General features: G+C 49.4%; 14 protein-coding genes, 3 tRNA genes and 2 pseudogenes. 6 read left to right on the top strand and 13 right to left on the bottom strand.

The window, feature by feature from the left end; genetic code table 11:
- The 8 genes and pseudogenes from HMPREF2872_RS09915 to gmhB form a co-directional block, all read right to left on the bottom strand.
- A pseudogene (locus HMPREF2872_RS09915) lies at positions 1–203 on the bottom strand (IS5/IS1182 family transposase); the annotation flags it as partial.
- Positions 204–359: 156 nt separating this feature from the next.
- Positions 360–1,403 carry a 3-deoxy-7-phosphoheptulonate synthase AroG gene (gene aroG, locus HMPREF2872_RS09910; protein WP_003683923.1) on the bottom strand — a complete coding sequence of 348 codons (1,044 nt, stop codon included), beginning with the start codon at positions 1,401–1,403 and terminating at the stop codon, positions 360–362.
- 278 nt (positions 1,404–1,681) lie between these two features.
- Positions 1,682–2,359 carry a TIGR02117 family protein gene (locus HMPREF2872_RS09905; RefSeq protein ID WP_070633308.1) on the bottom strand — a complete coding sequence of 226 codons (678 nt, stop codon included), beginning with the start codon at positions 2,357–2,359 and terminating at the stop codon, positions 1,682–1,684.
- Positions 2,360–2,718: 359 nt separating this feature from the next.
- On the bottom strand, positions 2,719–4,194 hold the full coding sequence (locus HMPREF2872_RS09900) for a surface lipoprotein assembly modifier (protein ID WP_070633316.1): 1,476 nt from the start codon (positions 4,192–4,194) through the stop codon (positions 2,719–2,721).
- A gap of 156 nt (positions 4,195–4,350) precedes the next feature.
- A complete protein-coding gene (locus HMPREF2872_RS09895) occupies positions 4,351–4,722 on the bottom strand; it encodes a hypothetical protein (protein WP_049329501.1) in 372 nt (123 codons plus the stop codon).
- 171 nt (positions 4,723–4,893) lie between these two features.
- Entirely contained in the window at positions 4,894–5,589 is a 696-nt protein-coding gene (locus tag HMPREF2872_RS09890; RefSeq protein WP_070633313.1) for a M48 family metallopeptidase, read from the bottom strand.
- Positions 5,590–5,654: 65 nt separating this feature from the next.
- A complete protein-coding gene (locus HMPREF2872_RS09885; RefSeq protein WP_070633306.1) occupies positions 5,655–6,386 on the bottom strand; it encodes a lysophospholipid acyltransferase family protein in 732 nt (243 codons plus the stop codon).
- Positions 6,387–6,457: 71 nt separating this feature from the next.
- Positions 6,458–7,036 (bottom strand): D-glycero-beta-D-manno-heptose 1,7-bisphosphate 7-phosphatase, encoded by a 579-nt coding sequence (gmhB, locus tag HMPREF2872_RS09880; RefSeq protein ID WP_070633304.1) that lies wholly within the window; start codon positions 7,034–7,036, stop codon positions 6,458–6,460.
- Positions 7,037–7,173: 137 nt separating this feature from the next.
- On the opposite strand from gmhB, the gene HMPREF2872_RS09875 reads away from it, so the two are divergent.
- Complete coding sequence (locus HMPREF2872_RS09875) at positions 7,174–8,823, top strand: LTA synthase family protein (protein WP_070633302.1); 1,650 nt, start codon at positions 7,174–7,176, stop codon at positions 8,821–8,823.
- Between the two features lie 536 nt (positions 8,824–9,359).
- Here the strand turns inward: HMPREF2872_RS09875 and HMPREF2872_RS09870 are convergent.
- From HMPREF2872_RS09870 to folD, 5 genes and pseudogenes are all read right to left on the bottom strand, one after another.
- Positions 9,360–10,415: pseudogene (locus HMPREF2872_RS09870) on the bottom strand (glycosyltransferase family 4 protein).
- Complete coding sequence (locus HMPREF2872_RS09865) at positions 10,412–10,885, bottom strand: DUF7832 domain-containing protein (RefSeq protein ID WP_070633300.1); 474 nt, start codon at positions 10,883–10,885, stop codon at positions 10,412–10,414. Before HMPREF2872_RS09865 ends, HMPREF2872_RS09870 begins: the two are co-directional and overlap by 4 nt.
- 93 nt (positions 10,886–10,978) lie before the next feature.
- A complete protein-coding gene (locus HMPREF2872_RS09860; RefSeq protein ID WP_070633298.1) occupies positions 10,979–12,220 on the bottom strand; it encodes an aromatic amino acid transporter in 1,242 nt (413 codons plus the stop codon).
- A gap of 129 nt (positions 12,221–12,349) precedes the next feature.
- Entirely contained in the window at positions 12,350–13,423 is a 1,074-nt protein-coding gene (locus tag HMPREF2872_RS09855; RefSeq protein WP_070633296.1) for an AI-2E family transporter, read from the bottom strand.
- 85 nt (positions 13,424–13,508) lie between these two features.
- Positions 13,509–14,360: a bifunctional methylenetetrahydrofolate dehydrogenase/methenyltetrahydrofolate cyclohydrolase FolD gene (folD, locus tag HMPREF2872_RS09850; RefSeq protein WP_070633295.1), complete on the bottom strand. Its 852-nt coding sequence runs from the start codon at positions 14,358–14,360 to the stop codon at positions 13,509–13,511.
- Positions 14,361–14,561: 201 nt separating this feature from the next.
- Between folD and HMPREF2872_RS09845 the strand changes: the two genes are divergently transcribed.
- From HMPREF2872_RS09845 to HMPREF2872_RS09825, 5 genes are all read left to right on the top strand, one after another.
- Positions 14,562–14,639, top strand: a tRNA-Pro gene (locus HMPREF2872_RS09845).
- Between the two features lie 27 nt (positions 14,640–14,666).
- Positions 14,667–14,743 (top strand) — tRNA-Arg (locus HMPREF2872_RS09840).
- Positions 14,744–14,752: 9 nt separating this feature from the next.
- A tRNA-His gene (locus HMPREF2872_RS09835) sits at positions 14,753–14,828 on the top strand.
- A gap of 259 nt (positions 14,829–15,087) precedes the next feature.
- Positions 15,088–15,594 (top strand): adenylyltransferase/cytidyltransferase family protein, encoded by a 507-nt coding sequence (locus HMPREF2872_RS09830; protein WP_188212340.1) that lies wholly within the window; start codon positions 15,088–15,090, stop codon positions 15,592–15,594.
- A complete protein-coding gene (locus tag HMPREF2872_RS09825) occupies positions 15,591–17,351 on the top strand; it encodes a bifunctional biotin--[acetyl-CoA-carboxylase] ligase/type III pantothenate kinase (protein WP_070633293.1) in 1,761 nt (586 codons plus the stop codon). The genes HMPREF2872_RS09830 and HMPREF2872_RS09825 overlap by 4 nt, the downstream gene beginning before the upstream one ends.
- Positions 17,352–17,360: the final 9 nt, after the last annotated feature.

The following is a 17,360-nucleotide window of genomic DNA, read 5'->3' as shown; positions in this document are numbered from 1 at the left end:
TGTCCGAGCAGGACGGCTTTGAACATGGATAGTAGGGGATAGGCGGGACGGCTGCGGTGGTCTTTAAGGTAGTGGGTTCTTTGACGGTTCAGGTATTGTTCGATCGGCTGCCAATCAATGTCCTGCTCCAACTTTAGCAATGGGAAACGGTCGATGTGTTTAGCAATCATGGCTTGTGCGGTTTGCTGGAAGAAAGTGCTCATGAGAAATCCCCTAAATGTCTTGTGTGGGAATTTAGGGGATTTTGGGGGATTTTGCAAAGGTGTCATACTTTTTTATTCTAAACCTGAGCAAAGAAATCAAAATGACAGGCACAAAAAAAGACCGGAACATATCCGGTCTTTTTAATAGTTTCGCACTTACGCTTGGTAACCTTTCGCTTCTGCAAGCAGGGCCAGCAATTCTTCAGTCGTATCCCAACCGATGCAGGCATCCGTAATACTTTGACCATAAACTTCAGGCTTGTCTTGACGGCCTTCAACCAAGTGGCTTTCAACCATCACGCCCATAATGTTTTCTTCACCGGCTTTCAGCTGCGCAGCAACATCACGCGCCACATCCATTTGTTTGCGGAAATCTTTACGGCTGTTGGCATGGCTGCAGTCCACCATTAGTTTGCTGCTCACACCGGCTTTTTGAAGCTGCGCAACAGCGTCTTTAACGTGTTCCGCGCTGTAATTAGGCTCTTTACCGCCACGCAAAATCGCATGGCAGTCAGGGTTGCCGCTGGTGTGGACAATCGCGGAATGACCGGCTTTGGTTACAGACAAGAAGTGGTGCGGATGATTGGCGGCGCCGATGGCGTCGATGGCGATTTTCAGATTGCCGTCCGTACCGTTTTTAAAACCGACAGGGCAGGAGAGGCCGCTGGCCAATTCGCGGTGTACCTGGCTTTCAGTCGTACGCGCACCAATTGCGCCCCAAGAAATCAGGTCGGCGTAGTATTGCGGCGTAATCATGTCCAAGAATTCAGTCGAAGCAGGCATGCCCATTTCGTTCAAAGTCAGCAACAATTGACGCGCTTGGCGCAGGCCGTAGTTGATGTCAAACGTACCATCCAAGTGAGGATCGTTAATCAAGCCTTTCCAGCCAACGGTTGTACGCGGTTTTTCAAAATATACGCGCATCACAATCAGCAGCTCTTTCTCATATTTTTTGCGCAAGGGCAGCAATTTTTGCGCATATTCAACCGCCGCCTTAGTATCGTGAATCGAGCATGGGCCGATGATGACCAGCAAACGGTTGTCGCGGCCGTGAACCAAATCCGAAATCTCATGACGTGTTTTATAAACCAAATTGGCAACCTGAGGCGTAACAGGCAGCTCATACAAATGTGCGATTGGAGGGAGTAACTCTTTGACTTCTTTAATCTTAATATCGTCGGTAGGGTGGTGTTGGGACATGATGGACTCTCTTGTTTATTTTTGATACAGGTTACAGGTTTTAGCGGAATTAAACAAGGCTTGATTTTTTGTTTTGGCAATTTTATTCTAAAATTTCTTTGTTTTAATTATTTTATGGAATTTAAAATTAATTTATTTATAAAAATTAATATTTAATGCTATTAAAAAATTCATTTATATAATAAAGGGCTTTGAGTTTTCATCAAAATACAGGCCGTCTGAAAATGTTCAGACGGCCTGAAGTCTTACATAGACCCAAAAATTGAGAAGCGTGGAGACTATCGATATTGTTCCAGTAAGGGGGAAGAAAAAGGAGTCCAATACACGCCTTTCAGGCCGCTTTCCACCAATTTGTCATTCAGCCAAGTGTTACAAGTATTGAATAAATGATAGCGCCCTTTGGCTTTGTAAAAAGCATCGTTAGATTGATGATGGATTCCTTTTAGCAAGATAGTTTGCCCATTTTCTTGTTGAAAACCGGCCAAGAGCGATTTGGTTAAATTCCTGTATTGCTCAGGCGTGACCAAAAATTTGACGACATGGCTATTTTCTTGTGGTTCAAAAGGATAATAAGTAACATGAATCAGCGTACGGTTCAGCCCGCTTAATGCACCTAAAGCATTGGAGAACGTCAAATCTTTCCACTCAGGCGTGTATAAATAAAAATTGCGTTCCCCCCAGCCTAAACCGATATGCGTTATTTGAGGATCAGCAGTGAGCGTGTCTCTCGGATTGACGACATCCGACCAATCAAAAATATCATTCTTCAGCGGCATGACTACATCAGTATGCACGCCGTTACTGACTAAAAATAAAGTAAATTCCCCTTTGGGCTGCTCTTCATTAAGCGGCAATGAAGCCAGCATCCAAGCAGATAAAAAATACAATAGGGCAAAAATAGGGATAATCAGCGCTATTTTGCCAATTTTTTTGAGGATGTGGAGAAAGGAGCGCATTCGTTTTTTAAAGGCGATTAAGTTTGAAGGTATGTATTTTCTATTAAATTTGTACTTTTTTCATTAGAAATGAGAGGGTGGTATCTTGCGACCAATGATAAAAATGATTGTTGAATTTAAATAAAAAAGGCCGTCTGAAATATTCAGACGGCCTGATTTTTTTGTAACGTTATGTAGTGTTGTACGTTACGTTGTAAAGTAATCTAGGATTGGATTTATCTATTTGATAAATATGAATTTAATAAGGCATTATGCCTTAAAAAATCTATTGATTCGGTATCTGTAAAAGTTTGAATCTGCCTTGTAAATCAGTATGCAGGACAGGCATTTTTGCTTTATCCACAGATTGGTTCTACTTGTCAGAACGTTTTGCTCAATTCTACAAACATTTTGGTTTTGCCGTATTCGTAGAACTTGTCGTTGCTCCATGTTTTGTTGTGGGCAATGGTCAGGCGCGGGGTGATGCCTTTGAAATGGAGGGCGCGGTGCCATACGCTCAGGGAGGCGGAGGCTTCTTTGTCGCGGCGGTTTTGTTCGTTGCTGAAGAAGCTGGGGGCTTGGTAACGGCGTTGGGCGGCGCTGAGGCGTAGGACGGTGGAGAGGCCTTTGGGCCATTCTTGTCCCCATGTGGTGCGCAGGGCGTAGCGGTTGAAGCTGTCGCTTTTGTCGTCGCGGTTGCGTTCGCGGTAGAGGTCGATACCGGCTACCCAGTATTGGCGCGCGTTGCGGTAGTACACGATGGAGTTGCTGAGCAGTTGGCTGGTGTTGTTGGAACGCTCGCGGCGGTTGTTTTTCAGACGGCCTGCTTCAAATGCGCTGAGGGTTTGCAGCTTGGGTTGCCACCAATGGTTGTAGTGGAGGCGTGCGCCGTTGGTGTAGGTGTAGGGGTCGTTGCCGTAGAAGCGGCGCTCGTGGAACGGGGTAATGCCGATATCGTTGCGCTGGTCGGCATAGCCGATGCCTGCCGAGAAGCGTGTGGTGAGGTCGTTGTAGTTGGTGTGTTTGGGATAGATTTTGCCGTAATGGTCTGCGCCTGCCGTGGCATAGAAGCCGCGGGGCAGCGACCATTTTTTTTCTGCGCCGATTTGGTAATGGATGGCGGTGGCATCGATAGGTTCGGGGAATGTCCAGCCTCGGAAGCAGTCGTCGTCGGGATAGGCTAGGCGCACGGTGCGGCATTGTTCGTCGCTCAGGTGGTTGCCCAGACGGCGTTGGCCGGGGGCTTGGTTGATGTTTTGTTCGCGCGTGATGTTCAAGCCGGCATTGAATTGCCATGAGTCGCGTTCGCGCAGGGCTTTGCGGTAGGTTTCGATGCGTTCTTGCAAGGCAGGCGGGAGGGATTCGGTTTGTAGTTTGTCGAACTGGTCGGCCGCGGCTTCGTTTTGTTTGTCTTCAAACAAGGCGGTCGCAAGCTGCCAGCGGACGGCGGAGGCATCGGGCTGCTCGGCGATAAAGCGGCGGTAATGGCCGACGGCTTCGGCGGCGCGTCCTTCGGATTGGGCAAGCAAACCTTTGGCATAGCGTGCCATGGCGCGGTCGTGTTCTGGCCATTGTTCGTAAATGGGCAAAACGGCTTTGATGCCGGGGATGTTGTGGGCGACGACGGCGGAATACATGGCGCGTGCCAGTAATTCGGTGTTGGCAAGCAGGGTATCGGCATCGACGTTGATGATTTTTTCAGACGGCCTGTTTGTCTGCTCGGCAGGGATGTTGTGCGTTTCGGGTTGTTGGGGTTCGGCTGTGTTGACTTGAAGCTCGGGTTTCACATCAGGCGGCACATCGGCGGCGTGAAGGGAAAGGGGAAGGATGGCGAGGAGGAGCAGACGTTTTTTCATGGCAATGTTTGGGATGTTATCGGTATAAGTGGGCAGATTGTACAATGTTTTGAGTCGGAAATTTTACAAACCGACTGCCATTATACCTGATAAAGATGACAAAAGGCCGTCTGAAACCCGATGGGATTTCAGACGGCCTTTGTTTGCGAGTCGGATTTAGTTTTTGTCCAAGTCCAAATCGGCTTTGTATTCGATACGGCCTTGGCCTTTGTCTTCGATGGAAACGTCCAGCTCTTGTTTGCCGCGTTTGAATTTCAGATCGGCATCGTCGTGTTTGATTTCAGACTCAACCACATGGAAACCTTTGCTGCGCGCGTGGGCGATCACTTTTTTGGCCAAGGAAGGAATGGAATTGCGTTGGCCGGAGAGTTCGGCTTCGTATTCAAATTCGCCGTTACCTTGATGATCGGCTTTTATGGTGTGCGCGCCATCCGGACGGTAGATTTCGGAAGGCAGCGGGGAGGCGAATGCCGTGGCGGAGAAAAGAGCCAAAATGCCGGTGGCCAGTAACGATTTTGCTTTGGTCATCGGTTTTCCTTTCTGAAAAGGGTTTTGAGAACGACATCATCTTATCGGCAGGTATGAGGGGCGGCAAGCGGATAAACTTGATTTTACGCGCGGCTACATGATTTGTTTGGAGGGCGTTGGTTCTTTGCTTTGGGCTGGTGTTTACTTGCAAAAAATGCTGCCGGATAAGACTTAGCCGAGGTGGAACAATTCGCTGCCGTGCGCCTTCAGCCATTGTTCGGCTTGGTCAACATGCGGCGTGAGCGAGTGGGTCAGAGCCCAAAATGCAGGGCTGTGGTTGGGATGGCGCAGGTGGGCGAGTTCATGCAGGCAGACGTAGTCGGCGACATATTCGGGCGCACCGATGAGCCGCCAGTTGAGACGGATGCAGGTAGTGTGGCGGCAAACGCCCCAGAAGGTTTTGGCGTTGGAAAGGGAAATGGCACTCGGGGTCAGGCGGGTGGTTCGGATATGGCCGTCGAGGCGCGGTAGCAGATACTCGTGCGCACGCTCGTGCAGAAAGCGGCGCAAATGGGTAAGTTGGGCGGCGTTTTCTTTTTCGGGCAACAGGATTTCAGACGGCCTGATTTGGATGTGGTTTGCTGTGTGGACGGACAAGGCCGTCTGAACGCCTTGATACCAAATCCATTCGGGAAGCGAGTCGGTGGGTGTTGGTCGGGCCGGTGTTTTGTTTAAGGTACGGCGCAGGATGGCTTCGTTGTCGTTCAGCCATTGGGTAAAGGTGTGCTGGGTAACAAATGGAGGGATATTGATGCTGACGGTATCGGCGGAAACGGGGCGCAAGATGAGGTTTTTCTTGGCGCTGCGTTTGAGCTGGATATGAATGGTGAGGCCGTCTGAAAGGGTGTGGGTATGGAGGCGGGGCATGATATTAATGGAAATATTGGACGGCATGGAAAGGGCGGGCATAGCGGCCCACCCGATGGAATGATTTATTTGGTTTTGGGCGCGAACGGACCTTGTCCGGTAATCAGGGGCTGTTGGCTTTCAATCCATTGCTCACATTGGGCCATGAGTTCGGCTTCATCGCCGTTGTTGTGGGCAATGGGTTTGCCGATGATGACGCTGACCGTGCCGGGGTATTTGAGGAAGGAATTTCGCGGCCAAAACTCGCCGCTGTTGAGCGCGACGGGGACGATGTCCATCTCGAACATTTTTGCCATGCGCGCGCCGCCGAGCTTGTAGCGGCCTTTTTCGCCGGGTGGCAGGCGTGTGCCTTCGGGGAAAATGGTAATCCAATAGCCTTCGTTTTTACGCGCAAGGCCTTGTTCTAAGAGTTGTTTGTTGGCTTCACCGCGGTTGTTGCGGTCGATGCCGATGGTTTTGACCAGCTTCAAGCCCCAGCCGAAGAAAGGGATTTTGAAGAGTTCGCGTTTGGCAACATAGACTTGTGGCGGAAAAATCTCTTGCAGGGCGAGGGTTTCCCAGCCGCTTTGGTGTTTGGCACAAATGATGGCAGGGTGGTCGGGAATGTTTTCCGCGCCGCTTAAGGTGTAGTTCAAACCGATGATGTGCTTGAGCGACCAGTTGAGGATGCGCACCCAAATTTGCGCCATTTTGTGCGCACCGCCTTGGAAGGGCAGGGCAAGCAGCATAAAGGGGAACAGCAAAATAATGCTGGAGGAAAGGATGAACCAGTAAATCAGGTTGCGGATAATCAGCATATCGGGGAAAAGTCTGTCGTTTGAAGGCCGTCTGAATGCCGTTGTCGGCAGTTTTCAGACGGCCTTGTCGTTTATAGGATGGCTTGCGCGGCTTCTTCGATTTTTGTGTTTTCACGCATGATGTATTGCGAGAAAGCGAGCAGGTTGTCGAAGACTTGGGTGTGTTCGGGCAGTTCTTGCTCGTGTTTGGCCAGCGTTTTTTTGCCTTTGCCGGTCAGGACGAGCGCGGATTTGCCGCCTGCGGCATCAATGGCTTGCAGGTCGCGCAGGCTGTCGCCGACCAGCCAGGTTTCGGCGGCATTGGCCTTGAAGCGTTCGATGATGTCGATAATCATGCCGGGCTTGGGTTTGCGGCATTCGCAGTTGTCGGCGGCAGTGTGCGGGCAAAACCAAATGCCGTCGATGGTGCCGCCTGCTTGAACGGCAAGGCGGTGCATTTTCGCGTGCATTTCGGTCAGGTCTTGCACGGTAAAGTATTTGCGGCCGATACCGGATTGGTTGGTGGCCACGGCGATGGTGTAGCCTGCCTGCGTTAAAAAGGCGATGGCATCCATACTGCCTTCGATGGGAATCCATTCGTCAACGGATTTGACGAAATCGTCGCGGTCTTGATTGATAACGCCGTCGCGGTCGAGGATGATGAGTTTCATGGTGTTTTTTAAGATGGGGTGTGTCGATATTATAGTGAAGATTAAAGAGTGTGCATACGTTGTGTTATTATGTAGCCTTGTTTCAGAAATGCTTCTAATTGTGTATTTGTAGAAGTTTATTAATAAGGGATAGCGTCATGTTTGCTTATGTTTTCCTATTTTTGTTTGTGTCAGCAGCAGTAGTGCTTATTATAAAGTCACACTATCGTTGGACCTATTTTTTTGCTTCAATGCTGTTTTTGTTTTTGGCGGCTGGTATGTTGATGTTGACAGGGCAGTGGCAACGAGCGTTGAATTTTGCATCAGTATGTTTTGTTGTGTTTGCTTTGTTTCATAGATTAAAAATTCATTATTATAAACAACCATTGTTGATTTCGGACTTTCGACTCATCGTCGATTGGCGTAACTGGGAGACATTGTTTCATTATAAAGAAGCCATCGTTGGCGTACTGGGATTAATGGTATTGATTGTTTACGCCGTGTTTGGTTGGTACGATGCGGAGCCTATGGATATAGTGTGGCAGTATACTGGTGCAATCATATTCATAACGTCATTTTTTGCAATGTGGTATTTTTCAAAGCATCCTGGAGCAGTTAGAACATGGCTGGATTCGTTGCCAAATGATGGTAGGGATGTATTTTTAAATTTGCCAATGTCTTGCAGGGCAGTATTTTTCCAAGTGCCGATGTTTGAAGGTAATGGACAGGAATTTGCTGAGAAACTGTTAACTGAAAACATGTATCCTGAAACATTGGAAAAACCCGATATTATCATCACGCTGATGGAATCAACGCTTAATCCACATAAATTTGATTTCACATCAGCCGATATTCCTAAATTAAGGATGTTTGAACAGCAGATGGATACCATGTTTGCTTCTCCACTGCGCGTACATACATTTGGTGGTGCGACGTGGAAATCTGAATTTGCATTTTTAGCAGGCGTGCCGTCTACTGACTTTGGCGCATTGGCTAGTGGGGTATTTTATTCGGTGGTGCCACATTTACAGACTGGGCTTATCCGAAATTTGCGTGAGCATGGTTATTTTTGTGTGGCTTTTTCGCCCTTTACTAAGGGCAACTATAACGCCAAAGCCGCCTATGACCATTTTGGTTTTGATCTTATGTTACAGCCTCAAGATTTGGGGTATCCCGCTCCGATGGGCAAAAATTTATGGCACATTTCTAGCGAAGAAATGATGCAATATGCGCGGATGATTCTAGAAAAACGTCATCCTAGTTTAGCAGATGTACAGCAACCGATGTTCGTCTATATTTTAACTATGAAAGAACATGGGCCTTACAGGACAGACATGGATAATGTGTTTGGACTGGACTCGCCAGATTTAGACGTGAAAACCATTTCTGCAATCAACGACTATATCGGGCGTATTGTCGATTTGGATAAAGCGACAGAAAGTTTTAACCATTACCTACATGAACGTAACAAACCGTTTGTATTTGCTTATTTCGGCGACCATCAGGCATCGTTTGATGGTGTCTCTCCCAAGAAAAAAGGGGAGGATACTCATCCCGACTATATTACGCAATTTACAGTTAGAAGTAATATTGCCTCAGGGTTTAGGCAAGAACAGGATTTTCTTGACCTTGCTTTTGCTGGAGGAGTGTTAATGAATGTGGCAGGTCTTTCTCCTGCAGACAATTTCATGAAAGCAAATATGACCATGCGAAGTTTAAGTAATGGTAGGCTTGAAGATTGTTACAATAGTGAGCTTGTTAATGATTACCGGAATTATTTATATAGTATCCTGAAAATTGTACGTTAGGTGTTTAACTTAAATGATAAGACGTATGCTTTTAGAAAAAGAGGTACAACGATAATCTACGTAATCATACATTATTTATTTCTATAATATGTAGTGTAGTTTCCATAAGAAGACGGGCAAGAATGCTCGTCTTTTTGTAGTTTGAAAATCAAGTTTTGTAACATAAAGACTGGTTTTGAGGTCTTTGTAAAAGCCCCTAAAATTCCTAAATTTCTACCAAGATATTTAGGGGATTGTTCGTGAGCATTTTCAGTAAAACTCTAAAGTCATAATAGCTGCTACTTCGCCTTGTTGTAGTTAGAGTAAGTGCTTGATTGGCAGCTTATTGAGCATTAACTGTATTATCAAAGAACCCGTTACTTCTGATATTACATGCGAATGTCCTGCATATTCTACTGTTATCTATGTTCGGAGATATTTCACTTGGCTAAAGGCATAGCCTTTCTGATTTCTAACTTATCCTTATTACTCGCATTGATTTCAACCTGTGTTTCAAAGCTCTCAATATCTTTAGTGAAGTATTATTCTGATATCTGTCAGTATAGTATATTGAGAGTATGGTCGATATGATGCGCTAAGGTGGGATTATAGGTTAATGCCTGCATAGGAGAGGTAATTTTGTGTTTTCCCTATTGTTTGAGAGAAACCGCCTGAGTGATGGCTTGTGCCAGTGTTTCTGGGTTTTGACGTGAGAAAAAGAAACCTGCATTTTCGTTCATGACTTCGGTACATGCCATATTGTCGGAGAAAACAACTCTGGTTCCGCACAAAATAGATTCTATGCCAACCAGTCCGAATGGTTCGTACAGTGATGCCATGATGGTGAAGTCGGCAGCTCGGTAAAGTTCAGGCATATTTTTGCAGAAACCAAGCTCAATAACGTTGTTCATTGGTCGTGGTAAGGGCGATCCGGCAACAGCCAGTTTGATGGGTAAATCGGTATGCTCGAAAAATTCTGCTAATAAATCCAAACCTTTTCGGGTGTGTCCGGTTGATGGAAATAGGAAAATAGTTTCGTCGTCTTTAAATCCGTATCTCGCACGAGTTGCAGGAATTTCTTCCGGTTTAGCGTAGAAGCGTGCAGTATCGGCAGGGGGATGGATAACACGGATTTTTTCAGAAGGCACCCCATAGAGGTTGATCAACTCGTGTTGCATTAGGTGTGAATGCGCCATGATCAATTTTGCCGTTAAGTAGTTGGTGCGGTTACGCCGAATGATGAGTCTATCAAGTAGGTTTGGGGTTTTACCCATGTTGTGCAGGTAACCTAAGTGTGTACCGCCGCAGACAAAGATATCAGCATAATCACTGGGATTGCAGGCAATAAGGGGAATATTTCTGTTTTGCCGGAGTTTGGCCAATTGCATACTGAAGAAAAAAGGACGCAACTTTTTCGGAATCTTTTTTTGATTGACGTGATGCGTATCAACTTGGCGGTATTCCGGAACCGTTGTATCAATTTGTGCAGCAAAGACTGTAGGTTTGATGCCGTGTGCGCTTAAACCACGGACCAGGTCGAAAGTGTAGCTTTCCATGCCGCCACCTGGACGGAAGCAGTTAATAGCAATGTCGATAGAATAGTTCGGCTTCATTGTGTGGATTCTTTCGAATATTTTTCTACTTTCAAACTGCTTTTCCATTTTTCAAATGCCGTCTGAAAAACGGGGGTCAGTTTGGCGAAGGTTTCCGGGGTGCTTTTGACGTGGTAGAAGCCGCCGAGCGAGGGTGTGTCGAGGGCGAGGACGTAGTCTTCCATAAATGCGCCGTAGCCGTCTTCTTCGTCGGTGTAGTAGAACTCGGTAAACCGTTGGCCGAGTTCGGTAAAGTCGTCCGCCGTCAGTGCGCCATCCATGTGTTTGAGCAGGAAGTGCCGTCCGCTGGTTTTGCCCGAGGTCATGGCGGCGAAGTCGGCTGCGGTTTCGGGGGAGGTTTGCCAGACGGGGTTGACGAGGCCTGCCTGCGCCGCCCACTGCCAGTATATGCCGATATGGGTAGCAGCGTTTTCGGGCGGGAGCTGGTCGGGATAATCTTCGTCGAGATGGAAACGGATATTGTCGTACATGGACGGTGTTCGTTGGGGGAAAGGGGGTATTGTAGCGGAAAATAATGAATTAGGCCGTCTGAAAGAGGGTGTTTCAGACGGCCTTAAGGGAATTTAACCTTTAAATACGGGAACGATCTCCATTTGGCTCAGTATTTGGGCGGCAATGTTGATGATGCCGAAGAGGAAGACCCAAGCCATCAGCCAGAATCCGCCGTAAACTTTGTAGTTTTTGCCGATGCCGAATTTATGGCGCGAGCGGTAGAGCAGCATGGCGGGGATGATGCCTGTCCAGATGGTTGCGGCCAGGCCGACGTAGCCGATGGCGGTAACGAAGCCGGTAGGGAAGAGCAGGCAGGAGATCAAAGGCGGCAGGAAGGTCAGCGCGGCGGTTTTTGTACGGCCGGAGATGCTGTCGTTCCATTTGAAGATGTCGGCGATGTAGTCGAACAGGCCGAGCGTTACGCCGAGGAAGGACGTTGCAATCGCCATGTAGGAGAACAGGGTCAACACTTTGTCCATATTGCCGGTTTGGGCGAACTTGGACAGCGTTTCGATCAGGACGGAAACTTGGCCTTCTGCGGCGATAACCGGTGCGAACTCGTTGCGCGGCAGGTTGCCTTGGATGGCGATTTGCCAGAGGACGTAAATCACCAAGGCAATCAGCGTACCCGACCACAGGGATTTGGCTACTTTGGGTGCGTCGCCTTTAAAGTATTTGAGCAGGCTGGAGACGTTGCCGTGGAAGCCGAATGAGGCAAGGCAGACGGGCAGGGCGGTGGCGACATAAATCCAGTAGCTGGTGCCGGCAGGGGCTTGGGTGTCGAACAAGACAGGCATTTTGGCATCGGCAATCAGGCCACCGGTTGCCCAAATAAAGGTCAATACCATGCCGCCGATGAGGATGCTGGTGAAGCGGTCAACCAAGCGTGCTGATGCCCAAACGCAAAAGGCGAGAATGCCGAAGAAGACGAGTTGCCCGACGGTGAGCGAGATTTCGCTGTCTACCGCGCTGCCGATGCCTTTGGCTGTCAGGTCACCGCCGACGAAGATGTAGGCGTAGGTGAGCAGGTATAAAACGAAAGCGACGGCAACGCCGTTGATGACGTTCCAAGTCGGGCCGAGCAGGTCTTTAACCATGGTGTCGAAGCTGGCGCCGTGCGGATAATGGGTATTGACTTCCAAAATCATCAGGCCGCTGGAGAGCATGGAAAACCAGGTGTACAGCAACACGGCCAGCGAGCCGGTAAACCATACGCCGGAGGTGGCGGTCGGGTTGGCAAGCATGCCTGCGCCGATAACCGTACCGGCGATAATCATCGCGCCGCCGAATAGGGAAGGGGTTTTGGTTGACATTGTTTATCTTTCTTCTAGAAATGTGTGGCTGCCATTATGCCGTAAAGTGTAAGAAAAGGTAAAGCAAAGGCCGTCTGAAAACCCGATTGTCGTTTTCAGACGGCCTTTGATGTGTATAAACGCAACTGATTAAATCAATTTTCTTAGTTTCAATTCGTTTTTCAGATAGGCGTAATAAACCGGCGCGACGATGATGCCGCCGATGCCGAAAATGCGTTCAAAGACGACCATCGCCACCAGCAATTCCCACGCGCTGGATTCGATTTCCGAGCCGATGATTTTGGCGTTGAGGAAATATTCGAGCTTGTGGATGACAACGAGGAAAACCAGTGAGGCGAGGGCGACGTAAAGCGATGCGCCGAGGCTCAAAATAATAATGATGGTGTTGGAAATCAGGTTGCCCGCCACCGGAATCAGACCGACGATAAAGGCAACGATCAGGACGGTCATTTTAAACGGTAGGTCAACGCCGAACAGCGGTAAAACCAAGTAGAGGTACAGGCCGGTCAGGAAGGTGTCGATCAGCGAGATTTTGACTTGGGCGAGGAACACGCGTTCAAAGCTGGTTTCAAAATTGACGATGCGCCGCATCAATTCGGCTTTAAACAGAGGCATTTTGTGGCGGTTTTTGCGCATTTTCAGGCGGTGGAAACTGAGCATGGCGCCAATGATGATGCCGATGAGGATGTACACGAAGGATGTGATGCTGTTTTTACTGATACGGGTCAGCGCGGCGCGGTATTCTTCAATCAGTTTGATCGCCGAGGCTTTGATTTCGGCCATATTGTTAGGCAGCATATTGAGAATGGCCGCAGGCAGGTCTTGGCTGTTTTTGGTGTCTTCCAAAATCGCCGCCAGCTTCGCTAGCATAAAACCGACATGGCCGCCGTGTATCAGGTGGTAAATGCCCAAAGACATCATCGTGATGATGCTGAACACGATGGCCAGCGTCAGCGTGGTGGAAATCAGGTTGATATTGTGCGCGTTGAGCGATTTATGCAGCCGCGTGTTGCGTGGCAAAACACGGCGGCGGAGTTTAAGGATGACGCCGTTGGTGCGCGTAATAAAGATATAGGTCAGGATAACCGACAGCAGCAGCGGCAGAAAATGGTAGTGCAAGACAATCAGCAAAGCCAAACCCATCAGGATATAGGAGGCGTTGCGGAAAGTCGGGTTGTCGGTGTGTGAAGAGAGTAAGGACATGTGAAGCCAATAAGGTAAAAAGCAAAAAAAACAGGTCAGGCCGTCTGAAAAACCATGTTCAGACGGCCTAACTTAATGACAGCGATTAATCGTGCAATGAGGCCGCGTGTACCGTGTTTTCCAACAAAGTGGCAATCGTCATCGGGCCGACGCCGCCGGGAACGGGCGTAATCATGGACGCGCGTTCTTTGGCGACATCAAACTCCACGTCGCCGCACAGGCTGCCGTCGTCCAAGCGGTTGATGCCCACATCGATAACGATTGCGCCGGGTTTGACCCATTCGCCTTTAACGAAATTCGGAATACCTACGCCGACCACCAAAATATCTGCGGCCGCAACTTCATCGGCAAGGTTTTGCGTGGCGCTGTGGCAAATGGTTACCGTCGCGCGGGACAGCAGCAATTCCAACGCCTGCGGGCGGCCGACAATATTGGACGCGCCGACGACGACCGCTTTTTTGCCTTTCGGGTCGACGCCGTAGGCTTCCAACAAAGTCATCACGCCTTTGGGCGTGCAAGGGCGCATCAGCGGCATTTTGACGACCAGGCGGCCGACGTTGTAAGGGTGGAAGCCGTCCACATCTTTATGCGGCTCGATACGCTCCAAAACCGCTTGGCTGTCGATGTGAGCCGGCAGCGGCAGTTGCACCAAAATACCGTCGACGGCAGGGTCGCTGTTCAATTCGTCCACCAGTTTCAGCAAATCGTCTTGCGTGGTTTCAGACGGCAGCTCATAAGAACGCGATTCGATACCGCTTTTTTGGCAGGCCAGTTTTTTATTGCGTACATAAACTGCGCTGGCAGGGTCGTCGCCAACCAATACCACCGCCAAGCAAGGCGTGTGCAAACTTTTTTCCTGACGCGCTTTTACCGCCTGCGCGACCGCCTCGATGCGTTGTTGGGAGATTTTTTTTCCGTCTATAAGTTGTGCAGCCATGATTTTTCCTCCTCAATAGGGATAAATATTGCGTTTAAATTATCGCATTTTTCAGACGGCCTGACACAAAAGAGTAGCCCTGATTACGAAACATAAAAATAAATAACGATTAAAAATAATAAGATAATCAAAAAATGAAAGAATAAAGCAAAGTAGGTGTTGACCGGGTTGAAAAGGGTCTGTATAGTTCAGGTCTTCAGTCGGGGCGTAGCGCAGCCCGGTTAGCGCATCTGCTTTGGGAGCAGAGGGTCGTGAGTTCGAATCCCACCGCCCCGACCACAAAATTCTTCGCACGAATCGGCATGAGCGCCCGTAGCTCAACCGGATAGAGCACCGACCTTCTAAGTCGGGGGTTACAGGTTCGATTCCTGTCGGGCGTGCCAATTTTTACGGTGGCTGTAGCTCAGTTGGTAGAGCCCTGGATTGTGATTCCAGTTGTCGTGGGTTCGAGCCCCATCAGCCACCCCAGATGAAAGCCTGCATATTGTATGCAGGCTTTTTTCCGTTTATACCCGAATTCTACTTCAGATTTAATTGGGTTTCAAAAAAGTATTTATCAAACCGTTTCATTAAGGCATTGGCAAAAATGGCGTTTGCCGTGATATCAAATATCAATGAATACGCAATCAAGCCCGAATATTATACCGTTCGGTATCTTTTTATGGCGTTTCGCCGTTATCCTTTATAATACCCCGATTATTTTCTGTTTCATTCCCAAAGGAACCGCATCATGTCCGAATGGCCAGCTCCAGAATTTGAATCCAAAATCTGTCCGCCCGAAAAGCTGGCGGAGCGTTTGGCGGCATTGCCCCGTCCGCTGGTGTTTACCAACGGCTGTTTCGATATTCTCCATAGGGGTCATGTAACGTATCTGGCGCAGGCGCGATCGGCCGGTGCGGCTTTGGTGTTGGCGTTGAATACCGATGCGTCGGTGCGCCGTCAGGGCAAAGGTGACGACCGCCCGATTAATCCTTTGGAAAACCGCGCGGCAGTGGCAGCGGCATTGGCCAGCGTGGATTTGGTTACATGGTTTGATGACGATACGCCGGCCGCGTTGATTGAAATGGTCAAACCTGATGTATTGATTAAAGGCGGCGACTGGCCTGTGGATAAGATTGTCGGTGCGGCCGAGACGTTTGCGCGTGGCGGCAAAGTATTTTCGATTCCGTTTTTACACCAGACTTCGACCACTAAAACGTTGGCGAAAATCCGCGAAGCCGGAGGAGGCGAATGACGGATTTGAACAGCCGCCATTGGGCCTTGCTCGCCGCGCTTTCAGACGGCCTGCCGCAACACGTTTCTCAGTTGGCGCATGTGGTCGGGATGAAGCCGCAACAATTAAACGGATTCTGGCAGCAGATGCCGGGCCATATCCGTGGTTTGCTGCGCCAGCATGACGGGCAATGGCGCTTGGTGCGCCCTTTGGCTGTGTTTGCTGAAGAATCTTTGCAACAAATGGCCGGAAAACAGGGTTTTCGTGCGCAGTTGAAACACGAATGTTCGTCCAGCAACGATGAAATCATGGCATTGGCGCGCCAGTCGGCAGATTTGGCGCATAAGGCTTTGTGTGTGGCGCATTTCCAAACCAAAGGACGCGGACGGCAAGGGCGGAGTTGGGTCAACCGACAGGGCGAATGTCTGATGTTCAGCTTGGGCTGGACGTTTGACAAGCCGCAATATGAGCTGGGTTCGCTGGCGTTGGTAGTGGCATTGGCTTGCCGCCGTGCGCTTGCCGATATTGGTTTGGACGTAAATATCAAGTGGCCGAACGATTTGGTCGTGGCCAACGATAAATTGGCCGGTATTTTGATTGAAACGGCGAGGGTAGAGAATAAGACTGTCGCCATCATCGGCATCGGCATCAATTTTGTATTGCCGAAAGAAGTTGAAAACGCCACTTCTGTGCAGGCCTTGTTTCAGACGGCCTCTAAGCAGGGCGTAAGCGTCAAAACCTTGTTGAATGCAGTATTGGCGCAACTCGATGCGCTGTTGAGCGAATACGCGCAAAACGGATTTGCGTCATGTGTCGGCGAATACGATGCCGCCAACCGCGATACGGACAGACCAGTGTTGCTGCTTCAGGAAGGACGCGTTGTCCACGAAGGCGTAGTCAAAGGCGTGGATGCGCAAGGCGCGTTGCGTTTGCTGACGGACAAGGGCGAGAAAACCATCGTCAGCGGCGAGATCAGTTTGCGCCCGGATAACCGCCCGGCACAACCTGCCGCTGCGAAACCGGAAAGCTTTTTGCTGCTGGACGGCGGCAACAGTCAGTTGAAATGGGCGTGGGTAGAGAACGGCACATTTTCCGAAGTCGGCCGCGCGCCGTATCGTGATTTGACCCAGCTGGGCGAAGAATGGCTGCAATTTGCCGATGAAGATGTGAAGATTGTCGGTTGCGCCGTGTGTGGTTCGGTAAAAAAAGCGATGGTTGAAGAACAATTAACCCGTCCGGTCGAATGGCTGTCTTCCATGCCGCAGGCCTTGGGTATCCGCAATCATTACCGCCGCCCTGAAGAACATGGTTCCGACCGTTGGTTTAATGCGCTGGGCAGCCGCCGCTTTACGCAAAACGCCTGCGTCGTCGTCAGCTGCGGTACCGCCATAACCACCGACGCGCTGACGGAAGACAATCATTATCTCGGCGGCACCATCATGCCCGGTTTCCACTTGATGAAAGAGGCGATGGCGCTCAAAACCGCCAACCTCAACCGCCCCATCGGCAAGGTATATCCGTTCCCAACCACAACGCCGAACGCCATTGCCAGCGGCATGATGGATGCCGTTTGCGGCGCGTTGATGATGATGCATGGCCGTCTGAAAGACAAAACGGGCGGGGGCAAACCGGTCGATATTATTATCACGGGCGGCGGCGCGGGCAGAGTCGTGCAGGCGCTGCCGGAGTCATTCGTTCATGACAATCAAGTGAAAATCGTCGATAATCTCGTGATTCACGGGCTCTTGCATTGGATTGCCCATCGCAACGGACAATAAAAAGGAAAA

The sequence above is a fragment of the Neisseria sp. HMSC069H12 genome, assembly GCF_001812735.1.
GTDB classification, from domain to species: domain Bacteria; phylum Pseudomonadota; class Gammaproteobacteria; order Burkholderiales; family Neisseriaceae; genus Neisseria; species Neisseria subflava.
This window is presented reverse-complemented; position numbering and strand designations above follow the sequence as displayed.

Bases quoted from the DNA above. Each gene is read 5' to 3' on its own strand.
- gmhB (WP_070633304.1), bottom strand. From the start codon at position 7,036: ATGAAACTCATCATCCTCGACCGCGACGGCGTTATCAATCAAGACCGC.
- HMPREF2872_RS09855 (WP_070633296.1), bottom strand. From the start codon at position 13,423: ATGTCCTTACTCTCTTCACACACCGACAACCCGACTTTCCGCAACGCC.
- HMPREF2872_RS09890 (WP_070633313.1), bottom strand. From the start codon at position 5,589: ATGCCCCGCCTCCATACCCACACCCTTTCAGACGGCCTCACCATTCAT.
- folD (WP_070633295.1), bottom strand. From the start codon at position 14,360: ATGGCTGCACAACTTATAGACGGAAAAAAAATCTCCCAACAACGCATC.
- HMPREF2872_RS09875 (WP_070633302.1), top strand. From the start codon at position 7,174: ATGTTTGCTTATGTTTTCCTATTTTTGTTTGTGTCAGCAGCAGTAGTG.
- HMPREF2872_RS09900 (WP_070633316.1), bottom strand. From the start codon at position 4,194: ATGAAAAAACGTCTGCTCCTCCTCGCCATCCTTCCCCTTTCCCTTCAC.
- HMPREF2872_RS09860 (WP_070633298.1), bottom strand. From the start codon at position 12,220: ATGTCAACCAAAACCCCTTCCCTATTCGGCGGCGCGATGATTATCGCC.
- HMPREF2872_RS09885 (WP_070633306.1), bottom strand. From the start codon at position 6,386: ATGCTGATTATCCGCAACCTGATTTACTGGTTCATCCTTTCCTCCAGC.
- HMPREF2872_RS09895 (WP_049329501.1), bottom strand. From the start codon at position 4,722: ATGACCAAAGCAAAATCGTTACTGGCCACCGGCATTTTGGCTCTTTTC.
- aroG (WP_003683923.1), bottom strand. From the start codon at position 1,403: ATGTCCCAACACCACCCTACCGACGATATTAAGATTAAAGAAGTCAAA.
- HMPREF2872_RS09825 (WP_070633293.1), top strand. From the start codon at position 15,591: ATGACGGATTTGAACAGCCGCCATTGGGCCTTGCTCGCCGCGCTTTCA.
- HMPREF2872_RS09905 (WP_070633308.1), bottom strand. From the start codon at position 2,359: ATGCGCTCCTTTCTCCACATCCTCAAAAAAATTGGCAAAATAGCGCTG.
- HMPREF2872_RS09865 (WP_070633300.1), bottom strand. From the start codon at position 10,885: ATGTACGACAATATCCGTTTCCATCTCGACGAAGATTATCCCGACCAG.